The organism is Candidatus Wallbacteria bacterium, from assembly GCA_028687545.1.
Lineage (GTDB): Bacteria > Muiribacteriota > JAQTZZ01 > JAQTZZ01 > JAQTZZ01 > JAQTZZ01.
In genome coordinates this window covers 1-21,087 of record JAQTZZ010000064.1, presented here as the reverse complement: position 1 = coordinate 21,087, position 21,087 = coordinate 1, and the positions used below count along the sequence as shown (strand labels likewise).

Below are 21,087 nucleotides of genomic sequence, written 5' to 3'. Positions count from 1 at the left end.
AAATGATCGCTGCGATTACTACATAATCCTCGAAAATCCTGAAACAGACATCAGAATCACCCAAGCCTTGAGCTTGAACCCTCTCTCAGTATTCTGTATACTACCTTCATCTCAAAGATTGAGGAAGTTATGCTTTTTGATTTCCTGTGGAAGAAAAAAAAGAAAACCGAAGAGCCGGAGCTGAAACCGCAGCCGGAATCGGAAATTGATAAAAATGTCCTGCCGGAAATGCCTACTGGAGAAATGGAACTGGAGCCGCTGCCTGAAGATATCGATCAGGACTCGCTTCCAGAAGAACTCAGGGATGAGCCTGAAGAGGAAGTAACGGCTGCAGTTGAAGAAAAAGCCGCTGAACCCGAAAGCGGAGAAACCGAAACCGAAGATTCCGGTTTCATCGAACCTGAAGTCGGAGAAGAGATCGTGCTCGACGAGGGAGCGGTGGAATTCTCGGAGCCAGAGCCGCTGGAGCAGGACCTGTTCGAGCGCCTCTCGCACGGCCTTGAGAAGACGAGGCAGAAATTTCTGACCCGGCTCAGGGGTTTTGACGGAGAAATCCTGGATCATGACAAGCTTGAGGAAATTGAATCAATCCTGATCGAAGCCGACCTGGGTATTAAAATCACCCAGTACCTGATTGGCCTGATTGAACAGAATTTCCTGGGCAGGGAGCTTAAGAAAGACGAATTGAACGCATTTTTAGCCGAACTGATCACCAATATCCTGAAAAAAGGGCTGGTTTCAAGCTTCGAACTGCAGAAGCCGTTGCATGTGATTCTCGTGGTCGGAGTCAACGGTTCAGGCAAGACCACCACCATCGGCAAGCTGGCCCACAGATATCAGAAAAGCAAGCATAAAGTGATCATCGCTGCAGCCGACACTTTCCGGGCTGCAGCCATTGAGCAGCTGGACATCTGGGCTCAACGTTCCGGTGTCGAACTGATCAAATCAGCTACGGGCGCGGATGCGGCAGCCTGCGTTTACGACGCCATCCACGCCGGAGTTGCCCGCGGCAAGGATATCCTGATCATCGACACAGCCGGAAGGCTTCACACTAAATTCAACCTGATGGAAGAACTCAAGAAGATCCAGCGGATAGTTTCCCGCGAAATCCCTGGTGCACCTCACGAAACTCTGCTTGTGCTTGATGCGGTCACAGGCCAGAACGGGTTGCAGCAGGCCAAGACCTTCAAGGAAGCCTTTCCCATCTCCTCCCTTGTCCTCACCAAACTGGACGGCACAGCCAAAGGAGGAATTGTGGTCTCGATCAGGGAGGAACTAGGATTACCTGTCAAATACATCGGCGTTGGAGAAAAAATTTACGATCTGCAGGATTTCAATCCTGATAAATTTGCGAAAGCGATGTTCGAGCAATAATTTTGGTAGATAAATCAGGCAAGGAGGTCAACGGGGGGATTATGGACACAGACAGATGGAATCAGGCAGTCACATGTTTGAAGGATGAATGTCCTTCAGTTAAAAAGAAAGGATTGAACATACTGAGAACATTCGACTGGGACAGCAAGCGGCCCCAGATCAAGGGGACTTTCCAGAGTCTTCTCAATTCCCAAGACCATTATTTGAAGCTTTTTTCCATAGAACTGGCCGGTGAAAAACATTTCAGCGAATTCGCGCCGGTTCTAGCCGCCATGGCGGGTGACCGCCGCACAGCCATGCATCACAGGGAACGTGCAGTCTGGGCTCTCGGTGAAATCAGGGACCAGGAATCGATCATCAGCCTCTTGAAAATCTTCCTCGAACCTTACGATGCTCTCTGCTTCTATGCCAGGAATTCCCTTGCCCTGATCGGCGCGCCGGTGTTGAAGTACCTGATGAATTTTCTGAAGAATCCGGAACTGGGTATCAGGGAAAAAAAGCACCTGCTCCAGATTCTGATTGAACTGGACATGGACGAACAGAAAAAACTGGAGCAATTCCTGAGTTTTTTAAATGGAAGAAACGAGGAAGAAAGGATTGTGTATTTCAAAATTCTGGCCGAACTCCAGGCCGTCCATGTGATCAAATTCCTGGAAGAGAAGCTGGGGCAGGTCAATCTGGCCAAAAGCTATTCCCTGGAAAAAATCACTTCACGTTTTACCACACATCGTGTCAAGATCGAAGAGATCATCAACAAGATCGCTGTAACAGATGAGCAGCTGGCGCTCAAACTGACAGTTTCGCTGAAGAAGCTTGAAAACAATGATTTTTCCCTGCTGGAAAAACTGCTCTTCTCCGAAGAAAACACTCACATGCTGGGAATGCTTGTCAATCTGCTCCCTCTGCTGGAAACACCGGCAGTGCTTCCATTTTTGATCAATTTTCTCCATCACGAGGACAGGAGAGTGCGGGCCAATTCCGTGGAAGCGATTTCGAACCTGCCTGGAATCGAGGAAGAGACGGTGATCGACTCTCTGAAACCGCTTCTGGAAGATTTTGACAACAGGGTACGGGCCAATGCCGCCAGGGCTCTCTGGAAAATCGGAGGGTTGCAGATGCTGGAAATCCTGAAAAAAATGACTGCCGGCGAAAAATGGATGAGAGCCTCAGCCGCCTATGCACTCGGCGAGATAGGCGTGTATCAGGTAGTGGGGATCCTGCTGCCGCTGCTAGATTCCTCTGATGCGGATGTGAAAAAAAATGTTGTGCTGGCCCTTGGCAAAACCAGGGAACCGGAAATCATCCAGCCGCTTACCACCATTGCGCTTAATGAGAGAGAAGAATTTTTCGTCCGCCGCCTGGCGATCGAAGCGATCCGCGCAGTGGGGAACAAAGAAGCCTCTGAATCGCTGATGCAGATTTCCAGATTCTACTCCGAAGATCCGGCAGTGTATGAGATAGCGACAAAAAATTACCGGGAAATCAGTTGATTAAAGTTCTGCCTCTGTTATTTCTCCTGATCTCGCTGCGCCTCGCAGCTCTTGAGAGATTCAACATTCCGGATGTCTTTGTGTCAGCCCTGGTCAGCGACGAAGCCCGGAAGGAAGTCTGGGTTGGCACCTATAATGGCATCTATGTTTTCAGGGAAAGCAAACTGGCTGTTACTTACCCTGGACCGGAGTTTACAGGGATCAGCGGGAAAATCATTCTGGAGAGTTCCAGCGGTCTTTCTTCCAGATTTGTGACCTCACTGATGCTCACTGATAAATTCTGTCTGGCTGGTACAGACCGCTCCCTGGACATCATTGACAGGGAAACCGGGAAACAGGAGAAAACTTTTCAGAGAAGCCAGGTCAGCGGATTTCTGCAGCTCGGAAAGTACATTCTCTGCGCCTCATTCGACGGACTTTCCTATCTGGATGAGAATCTGGAACTCGCCCCGATTTCCCATCTGAAGGAAAATCTCGCCCCACTCGACTATACGCCTATCAGCGGGATTTATTTTCAGAGTCCCACCCGCAACATCTGGGTAGTACTGACTAACGGTGGATGTGTGAAGATTTCCAAGGATGACCAGAAGAAGTATCTTGGAAACGTCAGGATTAAAAGCATCTCAGGCTATGAGGACAAAGTCTGCTTCGCAGCTGAAGACAGCCTGCTCGTTTTCAATGGCTATTCCTGGCAGCGGATCAGGAGCAGTCCGTTCGGCAACCTGCCGAGCAAAAAAGTTCTCGCTGTTTTCGACGGTGGAAATTCTCTGCTTCTTGCAACCGACACCGGCGTCTATAAATACGACAATGTGCTTTTCAAACCTTTGTTCGAGGATTCAGACATCCTAAACCAAACTTATGTCCGTTCATTTCTGAAGGTCGGCAAAAACTTACTTCTCGGAACTCAAAAAAACGGTATCTATCTGGTCAAGGAGGATTCATGACCTGGTTCAGAAACGCACATATCTTGCACAAAAATGGAGAATTCGGAAAATCCGATCTTTTAATCCGGAACGGCAGAATCGATAAAATCGGCAAATACCCGGGAAAAGGGGACTCTCTCGATTGCTCCGGATTATTCATCACTCCCGGCCTGATCGATGCTCACTGTCACATCGCAATCGTAGAAGACGGAGTGGGCAAGATCGGCTGGCAGGAAAATGAAGCTACTGAGCCTGTCACCCCGCACCTGCGTGCCATCGACGCCATCTATCCCGATGACATGGCGCTTGCAGACGCCCTCGCTGCCGGGATCACTTCAGGCATGATCACACCCGGTTCTGCCAACCTGATCTGCGGTACCACCGCAGTGCTGAAATTCCACGGGAAAATTGCAGACGAAATGGTGGTACTCTCCCCTGCCGGCATGAAAATGGCACTCGGGGAAAATCCTTTCCGCTGCTATGGCGAGCGTGACAAACTGCCATCCACCAGGATGGGAAATGCCGCTTTGATCAGGGAAACACTTTTTTCGGCAGTTAATTATCTGAAAAAAAAGAATCATAAGAAGAAAGACAAAGACTTTGACCCTGATTTTAAAATGGAATGTCTGATTCCTGTGATCGAAGGCAGACTGCCTGTGCGCATGCACGCACACCGTTCCGACGACATTGTGACAGCCGTCAGGATTGCTAAGGAATTTAACCTCAGACTCTCCATTGAGCACTGCACAGAAGGCCACAAAATAGCGGACTTCCTTGCAGAAAACAAGATTTCCTGCATCATTGGTCCAAACATTTCATCAAGGGAAAAACTCGAACTGAGGAATAGATCATTCGCTACTCCTTATCACCTATTTCAGGCAGGTGTAAAGTTCGCGTTCATGACCGACCATCCGATCATCCCGATCGGCCTCCTGCCTCTTTGTGCATCTCTGGCTGTGAAAGCCGGCCTGCCTAAAGACGCCGCTTACAGAGCGCTCACCGTCAATTCGGCAGAAATCTGCGGAGTTTCCAATCGAATCGGCAGACTAGAACCAGGGCTGGATGCGGATTTCGTGATCTGGGACAGGGAGCCTCTGGAATTCGATTCGCTAGTATTGTCCACTTACATCAATGGGGAATGCGTTTTCGAGAGGAAGTCAACTTAGAACGGAGAAATATGGAGATCGAACCTAAATCAAACTGTTCAAAGATGGCCGTTTTTCAACAGTTCAGGAGGACAAATGAAACTGCGTCACTGGATCATGCTTAGCTGGCTGACGATTTTTCTGGCTTCAGCCTTTGGCGCTAGGAAAAGGGGCAATCTCTGCTTTCTGGGGAAAATGATGAAGAAAGCTTATTACGGTTATGACCCGTTCATAGTCCAGGGATTGATTACAGGCACTCTGTACGCAGCAGTGGACGGTTATCTGACAGGGATGATCTGCGAATACTTTATGAACAGGAAAAAAGGTTGCCCCGCAAAAGAGTAACTTTTGTCGTCAGTTCGTCTGAGATCGCCGGCGCAGAGCGGCAGGCCCTGCTTCTTGCCGGAAGGCTGAAAAGCAGATCCGAAATCAGAGTAATCTGCAGCGGCGGAAAACTCGCCGAAGAATTCAAGGCTCTTGACCTGCCTGTAAAATCCATACCTCTGCGCGACAACTTCGATCCCTGGGGATTTTCCAGGCTTATTTTCCATCTGAAGCAGCACAAGCCGGATCTCCTACATCTTCATCTGAACCGCGCTACTCTGCTCGGCGGAATCGCAGCGAAAACACTCGGGATACCGTCACTGGGCACGCTTCAGAGCTTCACCAGTATCCTCTATGCCCGTTTTCCAGACCTGATCACAGTCTGTTCGCCAGGGATGAAGGAACATTTCAGCGCGAGTCTTGCTGAAAAAAGGATCAGACTTGTCTACAACCCGATCGATCTGGACGCGATCGCTGCCAGCAAATTAATCCCGTTCGATTTCAAGGAACTTGGAATTTCAGGAAAACCACTGATTGCCCTGTACAGCGGACGCCTCCATCCGAACAAGGGCGTGAGTGAAATCATTGAATTCGCCGAACGCGCCCTGAAACTGCCGCTGCATTTCGTGATTGCAGGAGATGGGAACGAACGTTGTTTGCTCGAGAGGCTGAAGCATGAGAAAAAGCTTCAGAATCTGACTCTGGCAGGATTCAGAAGCGACATCCTGAATCTGACCGCTGGCGCTGACTTTCTGATTCTTCCCTCCTGTTTCGAAGGCCTGCCGCTTTCGCTCTGCGAAGGGCTGGCTCTGGAAAAGCCTTTTGTGGCATATTCCGTCGGCGATGTCGGGCTGCTGTCGCGGTCAGGCGGCGGCATTGCAGTGCCTCCCGGAAACCGCGACGATTTTTATCAGGCTTTGGTAAAGCTTTCCACAGACTGCTCGCTGCGCCTGCAGATGGGGAAATACGGCAGGTCCCTGATCGAGCGGGAATTCAGAGTGGAGACCTGCCTCGAGAAGATTGAAGCAATCTACGATGAACTTCTGATAAAAAATTAAACCTCAGGTAACCGGTATTAATCAGTCTCTTGACTAATAAACCCCTGTATATATAATTAATTCCGCATGGATCACTGGCTCAATTGGTAGAGCAGCTGACTCTTAATCAGCGGGTTTCCGGTTCGAGTCCGGAGTGGTCCACCAAGACAATCAAAGACCCCGGACAGGGGTCTTTTTTTGTTTGTGCGGCAATATTATATAAAAAGTTAAAAAGGATAATTGGATAATTGGAGCGAAAGATCAAAAAAGGGCTGTCCGCAGCGGACAGCCCTTTGGAGAGGTTTTAACTCCTTCTCAGTATGGGAAGGATCCGCTCAGAGCCCACTGCCCGGTCATGGCAAGCTGAAGCGTTATTCCCGGACAATGGTATTTGGCAACCGCCCACCAGTGTCCCCCTTTGATTCTCTGATCGAATTTGATCCTGGCTTCCACTTCGCTGCCCATGGCTTCCGTCCATGTCAGCGTTTCATAGACAGCACCTGCGATCTTGACCTGTGCCGTGAAAGTTACGTTAGCCCTTGAATCTTTGTCAGTCTTATAGGGAAATTCTTCCGCATAGCGGGGCTTGAGTTCATCCACTTTCACGGTCCTGTCGACTGAAGCCTGCTTCCCGTTTTTCCAGGTCACGCTGTATTTGATGACAAAAGACTTGGTGGCCTGCGCCTGGGAGCAGTCGGCTCTGAAAGCTGCAGAAGCGATCTCCGCAGTGGCGTTGGCCGAGGTCTCGGCAAGCGCTCCGTTCAGAAAGCCAAGCATGTGCAGCAGTGCCTTTGCATACCGTGCATCGTTGGCCGTATAGGTCTTGGAAGTATCAGACGGATGGATCAGGGTCACTGTGGAATCTGCAAGCACCGCTTTGAAGCTGAATATCTGGCTGGAAAGCATGGCATCCAATATGGTTTTCAGCTCTTCAGAAATCTCCCCGGTTACTATTCCAGGTTCATACCTGTCCATGAGCACCATGATGACTCCGGTAACAGGGTCAAGCGGCATACGCGTTTCCGAATCCTCAGCCATTAAAAACGAAACTGCTGCCAGGATCACAAGAACTCCAATCATCTTCTTCATAGTTCCCCCCTTGTTTGTCCAGGCTTTTCGCCTGCTTTTCCTGATAGTGTCCGATCAGTTTCATGAGGTTACAACTTTTTTGAAGAATTAGATGTGGAAGACTAGTGGTCCGTATCATTTGAATTTCATAATGCTCGATTCTGGAAATGCCTGTCGTTGCAGCATTTCGCGAAATCGCGATTGGTAAATTCAAATGTAACGGACCACTAGAATGCCTGGAGACAAAGCAGAGTATGGCTGATTTGTCCTTTGTCAGCAAAGGACAGATGGATTCTAAACAGACGCGGTTGTGCCCTGAAGCTGAAGTTTTTTAACCTGCGTCAGTTAGGCGGGGGGTTGGCAAGCATATCGCGTTTTGCTGCATCGAAGCGTTGGCAGAATTTTTCTGCCTGTTCCGGGGTCATAATGCCCGTGACGTCGGCCCTGAACCTGTCCAGCAACTCCTGTGCTTCTGCCATTGATCGTTTGTTCAGGGTTTCCATCTCGGATTTGTTTCTGTTCATGAAGACCAGGATCTTGGCAGCCTGATCATCCGAGAGGTCGAGATGCTTTTTCATGTCCTGGATTACTGCTGCAGGTTCCGGAAACTGAAGATGGTACATGAAGCTCTTCCAGAGAATGTTCAGGCTCAGCCCGCTCCCGATGGCAATGCCTGAAGCCAGGATCACGATGCCGCATACAACACTCTTGAGTTTGTTTTTATCCACCATAGATATCCTTAAGTTCTGATTTTGACAGGCAAGCGCAAATCATTCCGTAATAGGGATCTGTGACGATCTGATAGATTGAGATGTTTACCCACAAGGTTACAGCAGCTGCAATAGCTGAGGCGGTTGAAAGATATCCCCATGCCCATGAAATCCCTGTTTCCGGCTCAGGTTCGCTGATGCGTGCCAGCACTTTAGACGCAACATCAGTGCTGGGAATACTTTCCTGTCTGGCTTTTTGGGATAGTTTTTCCAGTAATTCATCCGTTTTGTTCATGTTTCCTCCCGAATCCCGCTCTCTCCAGTTGTTCCTGGAGTTTTTTTCTGGCTCTGTAGGCAGTAACTTTTACCAGGATGTGAGACCAGCCGAGCCGTTGCGCCACCTCAGGGAAGGGCAGGTCCTCGAAATAATGGAGCGTGAGTACAGTCCTTTCCCTTACGGGCAGTCGCTCCAGCAGGCAGTAGAGCAGATCCGCGCTCTCTGACGCGGAAAGCTCTTCCGGGGCAGAAATCATTGCGGCGTCGAAGTCCGGAAGGTCCGCCATCTGCTTTCGCTCCCTGGCCTTCCTCTTCCAGAATCGGTAGGCGGTTCTGGTGGCGATCTTGCGCAACCAGTGCAGCAGAGGCGCATCAGCCCTGTAACTCGGCAGGCTCCGCCAGGCCTGCACGAACACTTCCTGCACCAGTTCCTCATGTTCGTATATGTTCCTGGTGAACCGCCACATCTGTCTGGCTATATCCGCCTCGTATCGCCTGACAATCCTGGCATAGGCCAGTTTATTGCCTGAAAGGCATTCTTGTATATCCTTATCATCAGCTTCGCAACCTGTGGTCATCACCATACTTATCGTCACGGCCGATTTTTTTCTTATCATTCTAATAGTGACACAATCTAGACGAATGGTTACAGAAATTCCGCGCCTGGCAGGCCTTCATTGTTTATAGATCTGGATGACGGCGTATTTGAGGATGTTGCAGCATCCATAACCGATCCAGGCATATCCTTTCTCTCCCCACTGCGTCCCCCATGAATTCTTGATTCTCCAGGCCTGTTTAGCATCATCCCAGCCTACGAGCATTACCGCATGATTTCCTGACCAGGGGTCATCGCCGGGCTGGGTGTTCAGAACCCCGCTTGAATAGGCCTGGAATCCATCGCATTTACCGTCCACGCAGGTCTCCATCGGCCCGAATTTCTTGAGCGAGTATTTGATCATGGCCTGAGGATCTTTCAGCGTGGAATCGCCAAGATAATCAGCCCATGCGTTCAAGGCGGTCTCATCTGTCATCCAGACATAAAAACTTATCGAAATTCTGTATTTCCTGTCCGGATTACCAGGCTCCTGCGGATCTCCTTGATACGGGCAGTCGGATTCGAATGCAGCGCCATATTTGATCAGCAATACAGAGGGATGGGTCTCGGAGCAATAATAGTTGTAAGTGTTGCTGGCATTATTCAACTCAGAATCAGCCAGATTGATCAGGTCCTGCTCAGAAAGGTCTTCCTCATTTCCGAGATTGATGTTCACAAGAGACTCGATTACACCGATATTGGCAAAAGACCAGCAGGTCCCATACTGGCCCTGATACTTGACTGATGTGACCTTCCCCTGATCCTGCCAGCTGAACGCCTTGGGGACATCAACTCTCCCCATGCCCTTTGTAAGCCGGACCAGAGTCGCTGCGCTCTTTTTCAGCTCTTCCACAGTTGGCTTCCTGAGCGCCAGCGTGTTTTTCTCATCCACCAGGAAATCCGGCACAGAGTCATACGAAACAGAAAAGCTGTTCCCGCATTTTTCGGCATCGATCACAGCCTGGTCAAAGACCGCCTGTTTTTCCGCATCTGTTCTGAGTCGATCGGATTCTGCTGCGTAAAGGTTTGAACTGACGAAGATGAGAAGAATCAAGACGGCTGCATGTAATCTTATCATAGGCCCCCCTCGCTTATTTTGCGGATTCATACCGCATTTAACTGATTAGTGCGGTCATGGACCGAAAAGGTTACAAGCATCCTGATCCGTGACAGTCGCCCCCGGAAGGCCGGTCACATTGCAAATTATAATGTCGGAAATTTGATTATTTCAGTCGAATTCAGGCGATTCTTTTCTTCGCAGAAATCGGGCAGGGGCAACCCTGCCTCGATTTCAGGTCAAAATTAATTGAGAATCAACAACTGAAGTTCACTCTTTCGGCTTCAGTTCATCAATGCTCACGTCCCGGTCGAGCGAAGAGTCGATATTGTCGATGAAACGCACCTTGTATGATATTGCGAATTTTCCGGTCTCTCTGGCGGCAGAGCAGTCCACATAGAAATCAGCCCAGGCGATCGGGGTAAGGCAGTATTTCTCGGTCTCTGGAAAGCAGCGGTTGAGTTTTCCCAGGCAGCGGCAGAGAGTCTCGGCATAAAGGCTTTCGGTCACCGTGTACTCGCCGCTGTCCCTGCTGATCAGCTTCACTGTGTGAGCCTGAAAGTCCACCGAGAATCCGAACTTCTCGCTGTTGTGCATGGATTCCAGAACATTGACGAGCTGGTCAGGCATCTGCTCCCTGGGAATGACGCCAGGCGCAAATCTGGCCATCAGGGCCATGACAAGCTCACCAATCGGGTCGTGCGGAACCCCGGCAGGCGGGGCGTGATGATACGCCAGAAGCGGTGTGGCAGCCAGAAAAGCAAGCAGGATGAATGCCGCAGTTTTTTTCATGTTTCCTCCCTCGCGGAATTTTTTTACCCTCAACCAATAAGTGGAAACGGATCCGGCAAAGGTTACAGGAAATAAAAAAGGCTGCTGCCGCTAAAGGCAATCCGCGGCCTCGGAACTGGAATCATCCCAAGGTCGCGTCTTGTCAGGCTATTGACATTAGATATTTTATTAACGGCTTGATCATGTGGCAGATTATCTATTAAGCCATCAGTTCAGAATGCTGTCTGAACATCCGTTTTCCGACTTCAGAAAACAGCTTTCCGGCCTGTTCAGTCATCACGTCTGCTTCGTGAGTGCAGATTCGAAGTAATAAAGGAAATCTTTTACTCTAAATGACGCAGTTTGACGCGCTGCGATCCTTGACATTCTTTCATCCGCGTATAAAATTGCTGTAAATAAAGATGAGCTTTTAAAAGCTACGGAGGAGACTACAGATGTTCAAGGGTATTTTTTTTCTGTTCGCCATGGTCATACTGCTGGCAGCGCAGTCCATGTTGTCAGCTGCTTCGCCAGAAACGCTGCTGCTGATCAGGAACTCCCTGAGTTTTAGGGAAGCACTTGAAATCTGCCGTCAGGAAGGCGCTACTTATACGATTGCCGAGGATGCTATGCCGGCTCCTGTAGACATCGGGGAACTCTGCCTTCCCATCTCCACTGAAAACATTTTTCAGGACAGGTTGCTTCCCCTGCGTGCCCCGGAAAATTTCAGGCCGCTGCAGGCCTTTGACTGGAGGCTCAGAAATGGCGTCACACCAATCAAAAACCAGGGACGGGTGAACTGCTGCTGGGCTTTCGGAGTAACAGGCATCTTCGAGTCCTGCATACTGCTCAGGATGAAACAGGCAGTGGACATCTCGGAGCAGGACCTGATCTCGTGCAATCAGTTCGGCTTCACCATGAACGGCGGAGGCGATGCCAGGGCATTCTATTTCTTCCAGCAGTATGGCGGAGCGCTGGAATCGGACTGCCCTTATACAGGACTCACTGCCGAATGTCGAGCAGGCCTGAGACGCCCCTACCGCCTTGGCGGGGTCATGCCTGTCAACCCTGACATCAATTCGATGAAAGCAGCCATCTATAATTATGGTCCGATTCTGACCCTTGCCGCAGTGGACAAGAATTTCGGATACTATAACGGCGGAGTCTTCAACCACAACTGCCAGGACAAGCTCAACCATGCCCTGAACATAGTGGGCTGGGACGACACGAAGGGTTCGCGTGGCTGCTGGATCATAAAGAATTCGTGGGGTACCAAATGGGGTGAACAGGGCTTCATGCGCATAGAATACGGGAAATGCCGAATAGGCTCCGGATGTGTTTACGTTTATTAAGAGTCACTCCAGTGAAATCCTCAGCACTTTTTCCACCCTTTCCCGGAGCTCTTCTATTTGGAAAGGTTTGAGCAGGTAATCATTGGCTTCGACGATCGGGTAATTATTCTTTAAAGCCCGTAACTCCACACCTGTCATTAGGATTACCGGCAGGTCTTTATTGAATGCGCGAATCTGGCTGCAAAGTTGGTAACCATCACTGTCCGGCAGCTTGAGGTCGATCAACACCAGGTCCGGTTGAAACAGTTCGCAGATTTCCTGAATGTCAGAACAGAAGCTCTGTGATATCACTTCATAATCAGTATTCAGGGCCAGTTTGGTCAAGTCCAGTATATCCATGTCATCGTCAATAACCAGAACCTTTTTCTTCATTGCTCCCCCTGCATCTATTTCTTATTATTTACTAACAGAGTTATGTCATTTGCAATTCGCGTATTCCTTGCGCAGGACACTGATCAATGGGGAACTTCCTGCGAATCATGAGGAGAAGAACTCAATTCCTTAGTGCAAGTAGGACATGACTTGTGCCCGTTTCTCGACCTTCTTTCGAAGTTGAAATTCTTAGCCAGTTGATCGAACTTGTCGTCCCAGATCTTCACCTGATCAGGAGTCAGCACTGCTTCGATCTCTACACAGAATTTTTCCAGTTCCGCTTCTCTAAGTGGTTTGAACTGAGTGTGCAGTTTCTCCATAGCTTCGATTTGCTTTTTCACGATCACTTCAATCAGCTTTACCTGGTTTTCATTCAATGACAGTTCTTTCTTTAAACAGTGCGTCATGAAATCAGGGGTCGAATCGGTATGATTCATCCTCTTGACGAATCCACCCCAGATCACCTTCAGAGTAATGCCGCTTCCAAGCAATATGCCGCAGATAAGAGTAAAAATAAGCAATCCAGCTGTCTTCAGCTTGCGATTCTTCTTGATCCGGGCGATTTTATCCAGTTTTTCAAGCTTACCCATCTCTCATCTCCTGATTATAAAGGATATGCAAATGCGTATATCCGGAAAAATGCTCCAAGCGGGTCAACCACAGTATAGAACAAGGGGCCACAAATCCATAATTCTATCGTCACCAGGATCGAGAGCACAATTGCGAACCAGTTGTATGAATAATTCTCGCTCCATTCCAGTTCATCAAGGGTCTGAAGCACCAAGTCTGTGACATCGATCTCTGGAACTTTTACCCTTTCTTCAGCTTCGCTGAGACTGTGCAGAATGCTTTCGATTTCCTTCATGCTCTCCTCCAAAACCGGCTTTTTCGAGCTGCTGCTTTATTTTTTTTCTGGCTCTGAATGCGCTGACCCTTATCAGTGTATAACTCCAGCCCATCCTGATGGAAATCTCCCGCATATCATATCCCTCGAAATAGTGGAGGGTCATGATGAGCCTTTCTCTGGCCGGTAAATGCTCCAAAACACTGTACAGCGCTACCTCCATGTCCGAAGTTTCTGTTTCCCTGCTGCCAGGTTCGCTTACCTCCGAAATAGAAACCGTCCTGATTTCCCTGTTTTTCTTCCAGTACCTGTATCCTGTCCGATAGGCTATCGTCTTCAACCAGCGCAGGAACGACGACTCTCCTCTGAAGCTCCTGAGGTTCTGAAATGCTTCAACAAAGATATCATGCACCAGTTCCTCCAGGTCTTCCCTGTTGCGGGTGAACCGCCACATCAGGTAAGCCACCTGCTTCTGATGGCGTTTCATGAGCCTGGCAAAAGCTGCTGGGCTTCCAATGAGAGTTTCTTCTATCTCTCTTCTTTCTTCAATGCTTACAAACTCGCTGATCAAAGGCATCTATTTTTAACCCAAAGGTTTTCTAAAGGGTGAGAGACATGCGCCCGGAATAAGGCGTGGTACGCATTTTAGAAAATTGGCGCATATCTCTCTTGTATACTAGCCCGTCTGATTGTTGCATTGGTATACAATCATCCAGAATGCTATTCTTCCAGGGCCGCTAAATTTAGCCAAGTTCTTTTCTCATCACATACTATCAGCAGCTGCTCAACTTGGCTTCCATTATATATCAGTGGCTAAATAAATCCGATTTGTTACAAATTTTTCCAAATCGGTATCTGACTCATGATTTTGTCTAGATTCTACAGCTGTAAAAAAATTCTAGATTCTAAAACTTTATTTTAACCCATCTCATCATACTCTCTCTGGTATTGTCCATGATTACATAGAGAACGGGAATAAATGTCAGGGTAAAAAGAGTCGAGATAGTCAGACCACCGATTACAGTGACTGCCAGCGGCTGAAAAAAATCCGCACCTGACCCGATACCGAGGGACAGGGGAATCATGCCTAGAATGGTGGTCAGCACTGTCATCAGGATCGGCCTCAGCCGGATCGCTCCCGATTCAAGCACTGCTGTGATCTTGTCTTCTTTTTCATTGACTCTCCTGTGATTGATGAAATCCACCAGGATGATGCCATTGTTGACGACAATCCCACCCAACATGATCACTCCAATGAACGCAGTCGTGGACAGGGCCATGCCAAACACCTTTAGTGCTGCTACGACCCCGATGATGGAAAGCGGGATGGTGAACATGATCACGAATGGATCAATGAATGAGTCGTACTGGATGGCCATCACAATGTAGACCAGCAGGAAGGCCGCGATCATGGCCATCAACAGGTTGCGGAAAGCTTCCTTGCGCTCCTCTTCCTCACCCCCGAAATTGTAGATGTAACCGTCAGGGAATTGAACCTTAGCCAGCTCCTTCTGGATATCAAGCGTCACTGCCTGCAGAGGACGATCCTTGATGTCAGCTTCTACTACCTGGATGCGCTTGAGATTTCTGCGGTTTATAGTCGTGTAACTGCTGCCGAAATAGATGCGTGCCACCTGTGACAAGATCACTGTTGTCTTGTCATCCACCACGATCTTGAGTTCGCGGAGCTTACTGATCTGGTCCTTGTAAACATCTGCGGCTTCCACACGGATGTCGAATTCCTCGTTGGCTTCCTTGAATTTTCCGACCAGGCTTCCATAGACATAGGTTCTCACCATGCCTGAAACGGTGGCCAGGTCAAGCTGCAGATCCCTGAGTTTTTCCTTATCAAACTCTATCCTCACTTCAGGACGGCCGTTTTCAGTTCCATCATCTATGTCCCTGAGGCCGGAAACATTTTTCAGCTGCTTTGCAACTTTCCTGCAGAGATCCTCGATCACAGGGAAATCGTCTCCGGCAACCTCGATCTGGATCGGCTTGCCTGTTCCATGGCTGTAACCCTGACCCAGTTTCAGCTCAGTATAGGTGATGCGGATAACTCCGCTGATTATCCCGACTTCTTCCCTTACTTTTGTCATGAGCTGTTTCACGCTCAAAGTACGGACATTTCTGGGCGGCAGGATCACCGTCAAATTTCCCCCGCCCATCTCTGTGCGGGTGATGATACGTTCAGCATCTTTGTATTTCTTGAGTATTGATTCGATCTGCCTGACAGTCTCATCGGTTTTTTCGACAGTGGTTCCTTCCGGCAAAGAGAATCTGATGCTGAACATGCCTCTGTCCATGTAAGGGAAAAATTCCATGGCAGGCAGAAAAGCCAGGCTCAGGCAGAAAACGACAGCGACTGCCGCAATGTATCCCCAGCGCCGCCCTGGGCTGGACAGGAGCCAGAACAGGTTGCGCTTGTAAGCTCTTCTCAGCACATCCATCAGCGGCTCTTTCTTTTCAGTCTCGACTTTCAGCATTTTCGAAGCCAGCATGGGCACGAAGCTGATTGCCACAAAATAGGTGGCGATTTCAGCGAAAATGATCGTGAGAGCAAGATTGAAAAACATTTCACCGGTAGCCCCCGGCACCAGGCCGATCGGCACAAAAACAACTATATGAGTCAGGGTTGAGGCCAGGATCACCATCATCACTTCATTGGTGGCTTTAATGGCGCACTGTTCCCTGTTTTCGCTGCCGTGCAGCCTGACATAGCGGAAAATGTTTTCAAGCGATACGATCGCATTGTCCACCATGATCCCGATCCCCAGTGCAAGTCCTCCTAATGTGATCAGATTAATGGTCATGCCTTTTTTCATGTACATGAACAGGAAGGTGACGATGATTGCCAGTGGAATGCTGGTGCCGATGATGAAGGTAGCGCGCAGGTTGCGCAGGAAAGCGAAGATGATGAATATGGACAAAATGCCCCCGATGATCGCAGCTTCAGTGGCCATTGTGATCGACTCCTTGATAAAGGTCGAGTTGTCATTTCCGATTACTATCTGGAGCTTACCCTGATATTTCCTGGCAATCTCAGGGATCAGCTTTTGGACTGCATCTGAGATAAGCACAGGATTAGCGCCCTGGGTTTTCCTCACTCCCAGTGTTACGGAAGGAGTGCCGTTCATCCGGGAAATCGATGAGCGGTCCTTATAACTGTCTTCGATGGTGGCTAGTTCATTTAGATACACCGGACGTCCGGCCAGTTTTTTGACAATGACTTTTCCCAGTTCTTCCGGCTTCTTGATCTCACCTTGGGCTCGGACAAGATACTTGAAATTGCCTTCAGTGACATCTCCGACAGGAGTATCCTGATTGTCGACATTCATGGCCTTGATCACATCATTGATCGTGATTCCCAGTGAATTCAGCATGGTGGGATCGACTTTGACCCTGATCTCGCGCTCCAGTCCTCCTGAGACATCCACTGCGGCGACGCCGGAAATTCTCTGCAGGATGGGAATTATCTCCTTGTCTGCAATCGTGCGCAGAGTCCTAGCATCGTATTCCCCACCAAGTGCAATATCCATGATCGGCCTGGCGTTCATGTCCTGCTTTCCGACCATGATCCGTTCGATTTCACTGGGAAGCTTGCGCTTCGCTGAATCCACCTTTTCCCGCAGGTCGACTGCAGCAAGGTCTAAGTTTGTGCCCCAGACGAACTCTACTGAGATCATGGACTGGCCTTCCTGTGAATGCGAGTTGATGTTTTTCACGTTCTCCAGTGAATTGAGCTCTTCCTCGATCTTGCGTGTAACGATGTTTTCCATGTCAGCAGGAGCGACTCCGGGATAAGGGACCCGGATAAAAGCATTGGGATAATCAATGTTCGGATACAGGTCCACGTTGAGATTGAACATGGCAATTCCGCCCAACAGTATGAAAATCATCACCACCATCGTAACGCCCACTGGTCTTTTCACAGCGATTTCAGGTATGTTCATTTTAGTATCCCCCCCTCTAAGGTTGATTTTGATTTTGTGACAGATTTTTGAAACGTGCTAACAAACACAATGAAATTTTACATGCTGCCGGACTTGCGATTGACCTCCTTCAAATCTGATGGACATTCTATTATTCAGTGCGATTTTTTTTTGGATTTGTTACATCTTGTGAAATGATGAGGTTTTGGACAAGCAATTGAATTGATGATTTCACATAGAAGAAATCGAAAAATTAAATTTCTGGAAAGCTTTGTAACAAATCATATTTTTTCTTCCACTTTTATGTTATGAGATTCATTTTCCAGACTTTAAGAATCCCTGAAAAATCGTGACAACAAATTTATTAATCGTATGATTTTGAATAAGTACATTAGCTCAGCACAGAAAATTGCCAAAGGAAGGAGCGTTGAAATGAAGAAGAGGATCAGCCTGGTTTTTTTAGTTGGAATAATGGCCACAGCCTTTGCGGTTACCCAGGTAGTTGTTTCAGAGGTAAAAAGTGGAAATATTAGGGAAATACTGAGTTTTTCCGGGGAAATCAAACCTTTTGTCGAATACATAGTGGCTCCGGATGTTTCATCCACTGTTATGGCTGTTAATGTCGAAGATGGAATGCCTGTCAATACAGGTGAAGTCTTGATTACGCTGGACAGGAAACGCTATCAGATAGCCCTCGACCAGGTTGATGGAGCTCTGAAAAACGCCCAGCAGAAAAACAACGAGGCTCAGAATGACTATAAAAGGAACAAGATCCTGTTCGACGAACATGTGATTAATCAAAAGAGTTTTGAATCCACCCAAACTGCGCTGAGTGCAGCTAAAAGCGGGCTTGCTTCGGCCAAGGCTGCACATGAACTGGCTGAACTCAATCTCAACCGCACCGAAATCAAGGCACCGATCAGCGGCTTTTTCGCAGGTCGTGACGTGATTCTAGGGCAGACTGTTTCTCCGGGCATGATTCTGGGAAGGGTGCTTGATCTAAAAACTGTTTATGCAGAAACCAAGATTTCCGAGAATCAGATCAGGCTTGTGAGTCAGGGGCAGCAATGCATGGTCGAAGGTACATATCCCGCCAAGGTAGCCTATGTGGATCTCTATGCCGACTCCTCCAGGGCTTACCGCGTGAAACTGATGATGGACAATACAGCTGGATTCAAAGCCGGAATGTATGTAAAAGGTGAAATCATTGTGAATAATTATGAAAATGTGCCTCTTGTTCCTGAAACCGCGCTGTTGCAGCTCAAAGGAGCATATTCAGTATTCAGTGTTCTGGAGGGAAAAGCTAAGCAGCAAAGCGTGGAACCTGTAGCTAAGGAAAACGGACTGGTCTTTGCGAAAGGGATCTCAGCCGGTGACAATGTCGTAGTAACCGGCCAGGGTACTCTCAAGGATGGGGATTCCGTTTCTCTCGCCGGGGAGGGCAAATGATAAGAATCAAACGGGAATCCTGCAAATCCAAAGAATGGCAAGAGACAATCGTTGCCCAGATTTAACAGCATACAAAGGAACAAGAAGATTCTGACTCCAGAATGTTAATTCCCGAACTGGCTTCAAATAGCCCATGATTGCTCGAAAAAGAAAGAAGCGTTAGAAACTTTAGTTTCGACACATAATTTATCTGACTTTTCAAAACACACTTGAAAGCATGGACACTGAAGTAGTCTATAGATGTTTGCTAAGTTCCAGCACGGTCTCCCTGCTTATCACACCATTGGCTCTGAGTTTATGATCCTGCTGGAATCTGCCTATCGCTTCAGTTGTTTCCCCGCCGATCTTACCGTCGACTGCACCCGAATAATATCCTGCGTTTTTTAAAGCCTGCTGGATTTTCTTAGAGCTGAGTCTGATATTAGGGCTCGCTTTACCGGACTTGACTTTGTCTGCAATTTCTATCGTCTGCTTTCCAGCAGCGGATAGAGTGGTATTCTGAGTTTCTTCGGAGTCCGTCTTTTTGGCCATTGAGTCATCAGGCTTTTGCTCGTCTGCTCCCATCCTCAGTAATGCGACTAACTGATCCAAAGAGGACATTTTCTGGCTTGTTTCAGGATTGGCCTGTCCAGCCGTCTGACTTGCCGCCAGGTTATTAATGGAGGGAGCTGCGTTTGATGACAGCTTATAAGATCCGATCCCGCAACCTGTAAGATATACAGCCATGACCATGGCTGTCAGGCACAGATAGACCATTGTTCTGTAATACATACTCCACCTCCGGAACCATTTTCGGATCAACCCCGCAATTGTTATCGGCAGGAGGGTAAAGGACATGAATCATCATCGAATCACTGCTGTACCTCTATCGCCATTGTGAATTTTGACGATCAAATAATTATGAGGCTTTCCAAGGAGAAACCATGAAAAAAATCATCTTCGCATTCATACTCATATCTATCTTTCAGATTCTGGCTGCAAGCCAGGCTGACTCCAGGCTGGTCAATGCAGTCGCGAACGGCAACCTCCGCGAAGTGCAGAATCTGGTTTCCGGAGGAATGGAAGTCAATGCTTTTGATCATCTAAGCGGGAATACGTTATTGAGTATCGCTGCTTCAAAAGGCTATAAAGAGGTGATCGAATTCCTGCTCAAATCCGGAGCAGACCCTAATTTCAATGATATAGAAGGTGAATCTCCACTTTTATTCGCCATCAGGAACAACATGTTACTGATAGTGCGCCAGCTCGTGGAAGGCGGAGCCGACCTTGATGCAGGGGACAAGAGGCAGGTGACTCCTCTGATGTGTGCAATCTTCACTGGCCGTGACGAGATTGCTGAATACCTGATCGGGAAAGGTGTGAAGCTTGATGCCAGGAACAACCAGGGAGCCACTGCTCTTATGTATGCTGCTGCCACAGGGAATCAGAAGATGGCCGAGTTGCTTCTTGAGAAGGGGGCCGACAGGAACCTTCTGGATCAGACCGGTTGCAGCGCAGCTCAGATTGCCAGAAATTCAGGACACGTGAGGATCGCTAATCTTATTACAGATGTAAAGACAGCACCAAGGATAAAAAGAGAAACTACGGTTAATCCCTCAATATTCTGACATTGAAATCCAGCTAAATTTCAATTTTCCCTGAAAAAGGTCATCTGCGATGGCAGAAAACATCGTGACCTCTTAGCATGGGCTTGTGCCGCCAAATGCCGCATCCCTTGTCTTGCCAAACCAGTTCAACTGGGAAATAATTACTGAAAGCCAAGTCTTGTAATTTAGCTGGAGGTTTTTGATGAATGTAGTAATGATCGTTCCGACCGGTATCGGCTGCGAAGTCGGCGGACATTGCGGGGACGCAGCTCCGGCTGCCCGCCTGCTCGGTGCCTGCTGCGAGAAACTGATCCTTCATCCCAACGTGGTCAATGCCTCAGATCTGAATGAAATGCCTTCAAATAGCCTTTATGTTGAAGGAAGCCAGTTAGACCTCTTCCTCCAGGGAAAGGTTTTTCTGCAGGAAGTAGATTCGAACAGAGTTCTGGTGGTAGTCAACAAGGCGGATTATCAGTCAATCAACGCAGTTTCTGCAGCCCGTACCCAGCTGGGGATCGATGCGGAGATACTGGAGCTCAAAAAGCCGCTGCGCCTGATTGCACAAATGAAAGACGGCATCGCAACCGGGCGCGTTGAAAACTGGAAAGAGCTTGTGACCCAGGTGAAAAAATATGATTATGACGCTTTGGCGATTGCAACGCCTATCACAATCAGCCGGCCTGCCCTTGAAAAATACTTCAAACATGGTGGAGTAAATCCAGTCGGCGGAGTGGAGGCGGTAGCCTCAAAACTGATCGCTGCAGGGATTGGCAAACCAGTCG

At 48.5% G+C, this 21,087-nt stretch carries 22 protein-coding genes and 1 tRNA gene; 11 read left to right on the top strand and 12 right to left on the bottom strand.

Annotation, left to right across the window (positions count from 1 at the left end; genetic code table 11):
- Positions 1 to 129: 129 nt before the first annotated feature.
- From ftsY to PHW04_17240, 7 genes are all read left to right on the top strand, one after another.
- Complete coding sequence (ftsY, locus tag PHW04_17270; GenBank protein ID MDD2717642.1) at positions 130 to 1,374, top strand: signal recognition particle-docking protein FtsY; 1,245 nt, start codon at positions 130 to 132, stop codon at positions 1,372 to 1,374.
- A gap of 41 nt (positions 1,375 to 1,415) precedes the next feature.
- The gene (locus PHW04_17265) at positions 1,416 to 2,864 is read left to right on the top strand and encodes a HEAT repeat domain-containing protein (GenBank protein ID MDD2717641.1); all 1,449 of its coding nucleotides are present in this window, start codon (positions 1,416 to 1,418) and stop codon (positions 2,862 to 2,864) included.
- On the top strand, positions 2,861 to 3,808 hold the full coding sequence (locus PHW04_17260; protein MDD2717640.1) for a hypothetical protein: 948 nt from the start codon (positions 2,861 to 2,863) through the stop codon (positions 3,806 to 3,808). Before PHW04_17265 ends, PHW04_17260 begins: the two co-directional genes overlap by 4 nt.
- Positions 3,805 to 4,953, top strand: a complete 1,149-nt coding sequence (locus PHW04_17255; protein MDD2717639.1) for an amidohydrolase — start codon at positions 3,805 to 3,807, stop codon at positions 4,951 to 4,953. The genes PHW04_17260 and PHW04_17255 overlap by 4 nt, the downstream gene beginning before the upstream one ends.
- A 75-nt stretch (positions 4,954 to 5,028) precedes the next feature.
- Positions 5,029 to 5,277 (top strand): hypothetical protein, encoded by a 249-nt coding sequence (locus tag PHW04_17250; protein MDD2717638.1) that lies wholly within the window; start codon positions 5,029 to 5,031, stop codon positions 5,275 to 5,277.
- Entirely contained in the window at positions 5,259 to 6,314 is a 1,056-nt protein-coding gene (locus PHW04_17245; protein ID MDD2717637.1) for a glycosyltransferase, read from the top strand. Before PHW04_17250 ends, PHW04_17245 begins: the two co-directional genes overlap by 19 nt.
- Before the next feature lie 68 nt (positions 6,315 to 6,382).
- Positions 6,383 to 6,458, top strand: a tRNA-Lys gene (locus PHW04_17240).
- 150 nt (positions 6,459 to 6,608) lie between these two features.
- On the opposite strand, the gene PHW04_17235 is transcribed toward PHW04_17240, so the two are convergent.
- The 6 genes from PHW04_17235 to PHW04_17210 all read right to left on the bottom strand — a co-directional run bounded on the left by PHW04_17235 (position 6,609) and on the right by PHW04_17210 (position 10,791).
- On the bottom strand, positions 6,609 to 7,382 hold the full coding sequence (locus PHW04_17235; protein ID MDD2717636.1) for a hypothetical protein: 774 nt from the start codon (positions 7,380 to 7,382) through the stop codon (positions 6,609 to 6,611).
- A gap of 320 nt (positions 7,383 to 7,702) precedes the next feature.
- The gene (locus PHW04_17230; protein MDD2717635.1) at positions 7,703 to 8,089 is read right to left on the bottom strand and encodes a hypothetical protein; all 387 of its coding nucleotides are present in this window, start codon (positions 8,087 to 8,089) and stop codon (positions 7,703 to 7,705) included.
- Positions 8,082 to 8,366 (bottom strand): hypothetical protein, encoded by a 285-nt coding sequence (locus tag PHW04_17225; GenBank protein MDD2717634.1) that lies wholly within the window; start codon positions 8,364 to 8,366, stop codon positions 8,082 to 8,084. Before PHW04_17225 ends, PHW04_17230 begins: the two co-directional genes overlap by 8 nt.
- Positions 8,350 to 8,964, bottom strand: a complete 615-nt coding sequence (locus tag PHW04_17220) for an RNA polymerase sigma factor (GenBank protein MDD2717633.1) — start codon at positions 8,962 to 8,964, stop codon at positions 8,350 to 8,352. The genes PHW04_17225 and PHW04_17220 overlap by 17 nt, the downstream gene beginning before the upstream one ends.
- 57 nt (positions 8,965 to 9,021) lie before the next feature.
- Positions 9,022 to 10,020 (bottom strand): C1 family peptidase, encoded by a 999-nt coding sequence (locus tag PHW04_17215; protein MDD2717632.1) that lies wholly within the window; start codon positions 10,018 to 10,020, stop codon positions 9,022 to 9,024.
- A gap of 249 nt (positions 10,021 to 10,269) precedes the next feature.
- Entirely contained in the window at positions 10,270 to 10,791 is a 522-nt protein-coding gene (locus PHW04_17210) for a hypothetical protein (protein MDD2717631.1), read from the bottom strand.
- Between the two features lie 434 nt (positions 10,792 to 11,225).
- Between PHW04_17210 and PHW04_17205 the strand changes: the two genes are divergently transcribed.
- Positions 11,226 to 12,122: a C1 family peptidase gene (locus tag PHW04_17205; protein MDD2717630.1), complete on the top strand. Its 897-nt coding sequence runs from the start codon at positions 11,226 to 11,228 to the stop codon at positions 12,120 to 12,122.
- 3 nt (positions 12,123 to 12,125) lie between these two features.
- Here the strand turns inward: PHW04_17205 and PHW04_17200 are convergent, their stop codons facing one another.
- The 5 genes from PHW04_17200 to PHW04_17180 form a co-directional block, all read right to left on the bottom strand.
- Entirely contained in the window at positions 12,126 to 12,494 is a 369-nt protein-coding gene (locus PHW04_17200) for a response regulator (GenBank protein MDD2717629.1), read from the bottom strand.
- 83 nt (positions 12,495 to 12,577) lie between these two features.
- Entirely contained in the window at positions 12,578 to 13,084 is a 507-nt protein-coding gene (locus PHW04_17195; GenBank protein ID MDD2717628.1) for a hypothetical protein, read from the bottom strand.
- A 14-nt stretch (positions 13,085 to 13,098) separates the two neighbouring features.
- Complete coding sequence (locus tag PHW04_17190) at positions 13,099 to 13,359, bottom strand: hypothetical protein (protein ID MDD2717627.1); 261 nt, start codon at positions 13,357 to 13,359, stop codon at positions 13,099 to 13,101.
- Positions 13,316 to 13,915 carry a sigma-70 family RNA polymerase sigma factor gene (locus PHW04_17185; protein ID MDD2717626.1) on the bottom strand — a complete coding sequence of 200 codons (600 nt, stop codon included), beginning with the start codon at positions 13,913 to 13,915 and terminating at the stop codon, positions 13,316 to 13,318. The genes PHW04_17190 and PHW04_17185 overlap by 44 nt, the downstream gene beginning before the upstream one ends.
- Positions 13,916 to 14,243: 328 nt before the next feature.
- Positions 14,244 to 17,291, bottom strand: coding sequence for an efflux RND transporter permease subunit (locus PHW04_17180; protein ID MDD2717625.1), 3,048 nt, complete (start codon positions 17,289 to 17,291; stop codon positions 14,244 to 14,246).
- A gap of 411 nt (positions 17,292 to 17,702) precedes the next feature.
- On the opposite strand from PHW04_17180, the gene PHW04_17175 reads away from it, so the two are divergent.
- Complete coding sequence (locus PHW04_17175; protein MDD2717624.1) at positions 17,703 to 18,719, top strand: efflux RND transporter periplasmic adaptor subunit; 1,017 nt, start codon at positions 17,703 to 17,705, stop codon at positions 18,717 to 18,719.
- Between the two features lie 234 nt (positions 18,720 to 18,953).
- Here PHW04_17175 and PHW04_17170 read toward each other — a convergent pair whose 3' ends face one another.
- Positions 18,954 to 19,490, bottom strand: a complete 537-nt coding sequence (locus PHW04_17170) for a peptidoglycan-binding domain-containing protein (GenBank protein ID MDD2717623.1) — start codon at positions 19,488 to 19,490, stop codon at positions 18,954 to 18,956.
- A 152-nt stretch (positions 19,491 to 19,642) separates the two neighbouring features.
- Here PHW04_17170 and PHW04_17165 point away from each other — a divergent pair, with 152 nt between their 5' ends.
- Together PHW04_17165 and PHW04_17160 are read left to right on the top strand one after the other, a co-directional pair.
- A complete protein-coding gene (locus PHW04_17165; protein MDD2717622.1) occupies positions 19,643 to 20,326 on the top strand; it encodes an ankyrin repeat domain-containing protein in 684 nt (227 codons plus the stop codon).
- 181 nt (positions 20,327 to 20,507) lie between these two features.
- A partial coding sequence (locus PHW04_17160; GenBank protein ID MDD2717621.1) for a DUF3326 domain-containing protein occupies positions 20,508 to 21,087 on the top strand: 580 nt, incomplete at its 3' end.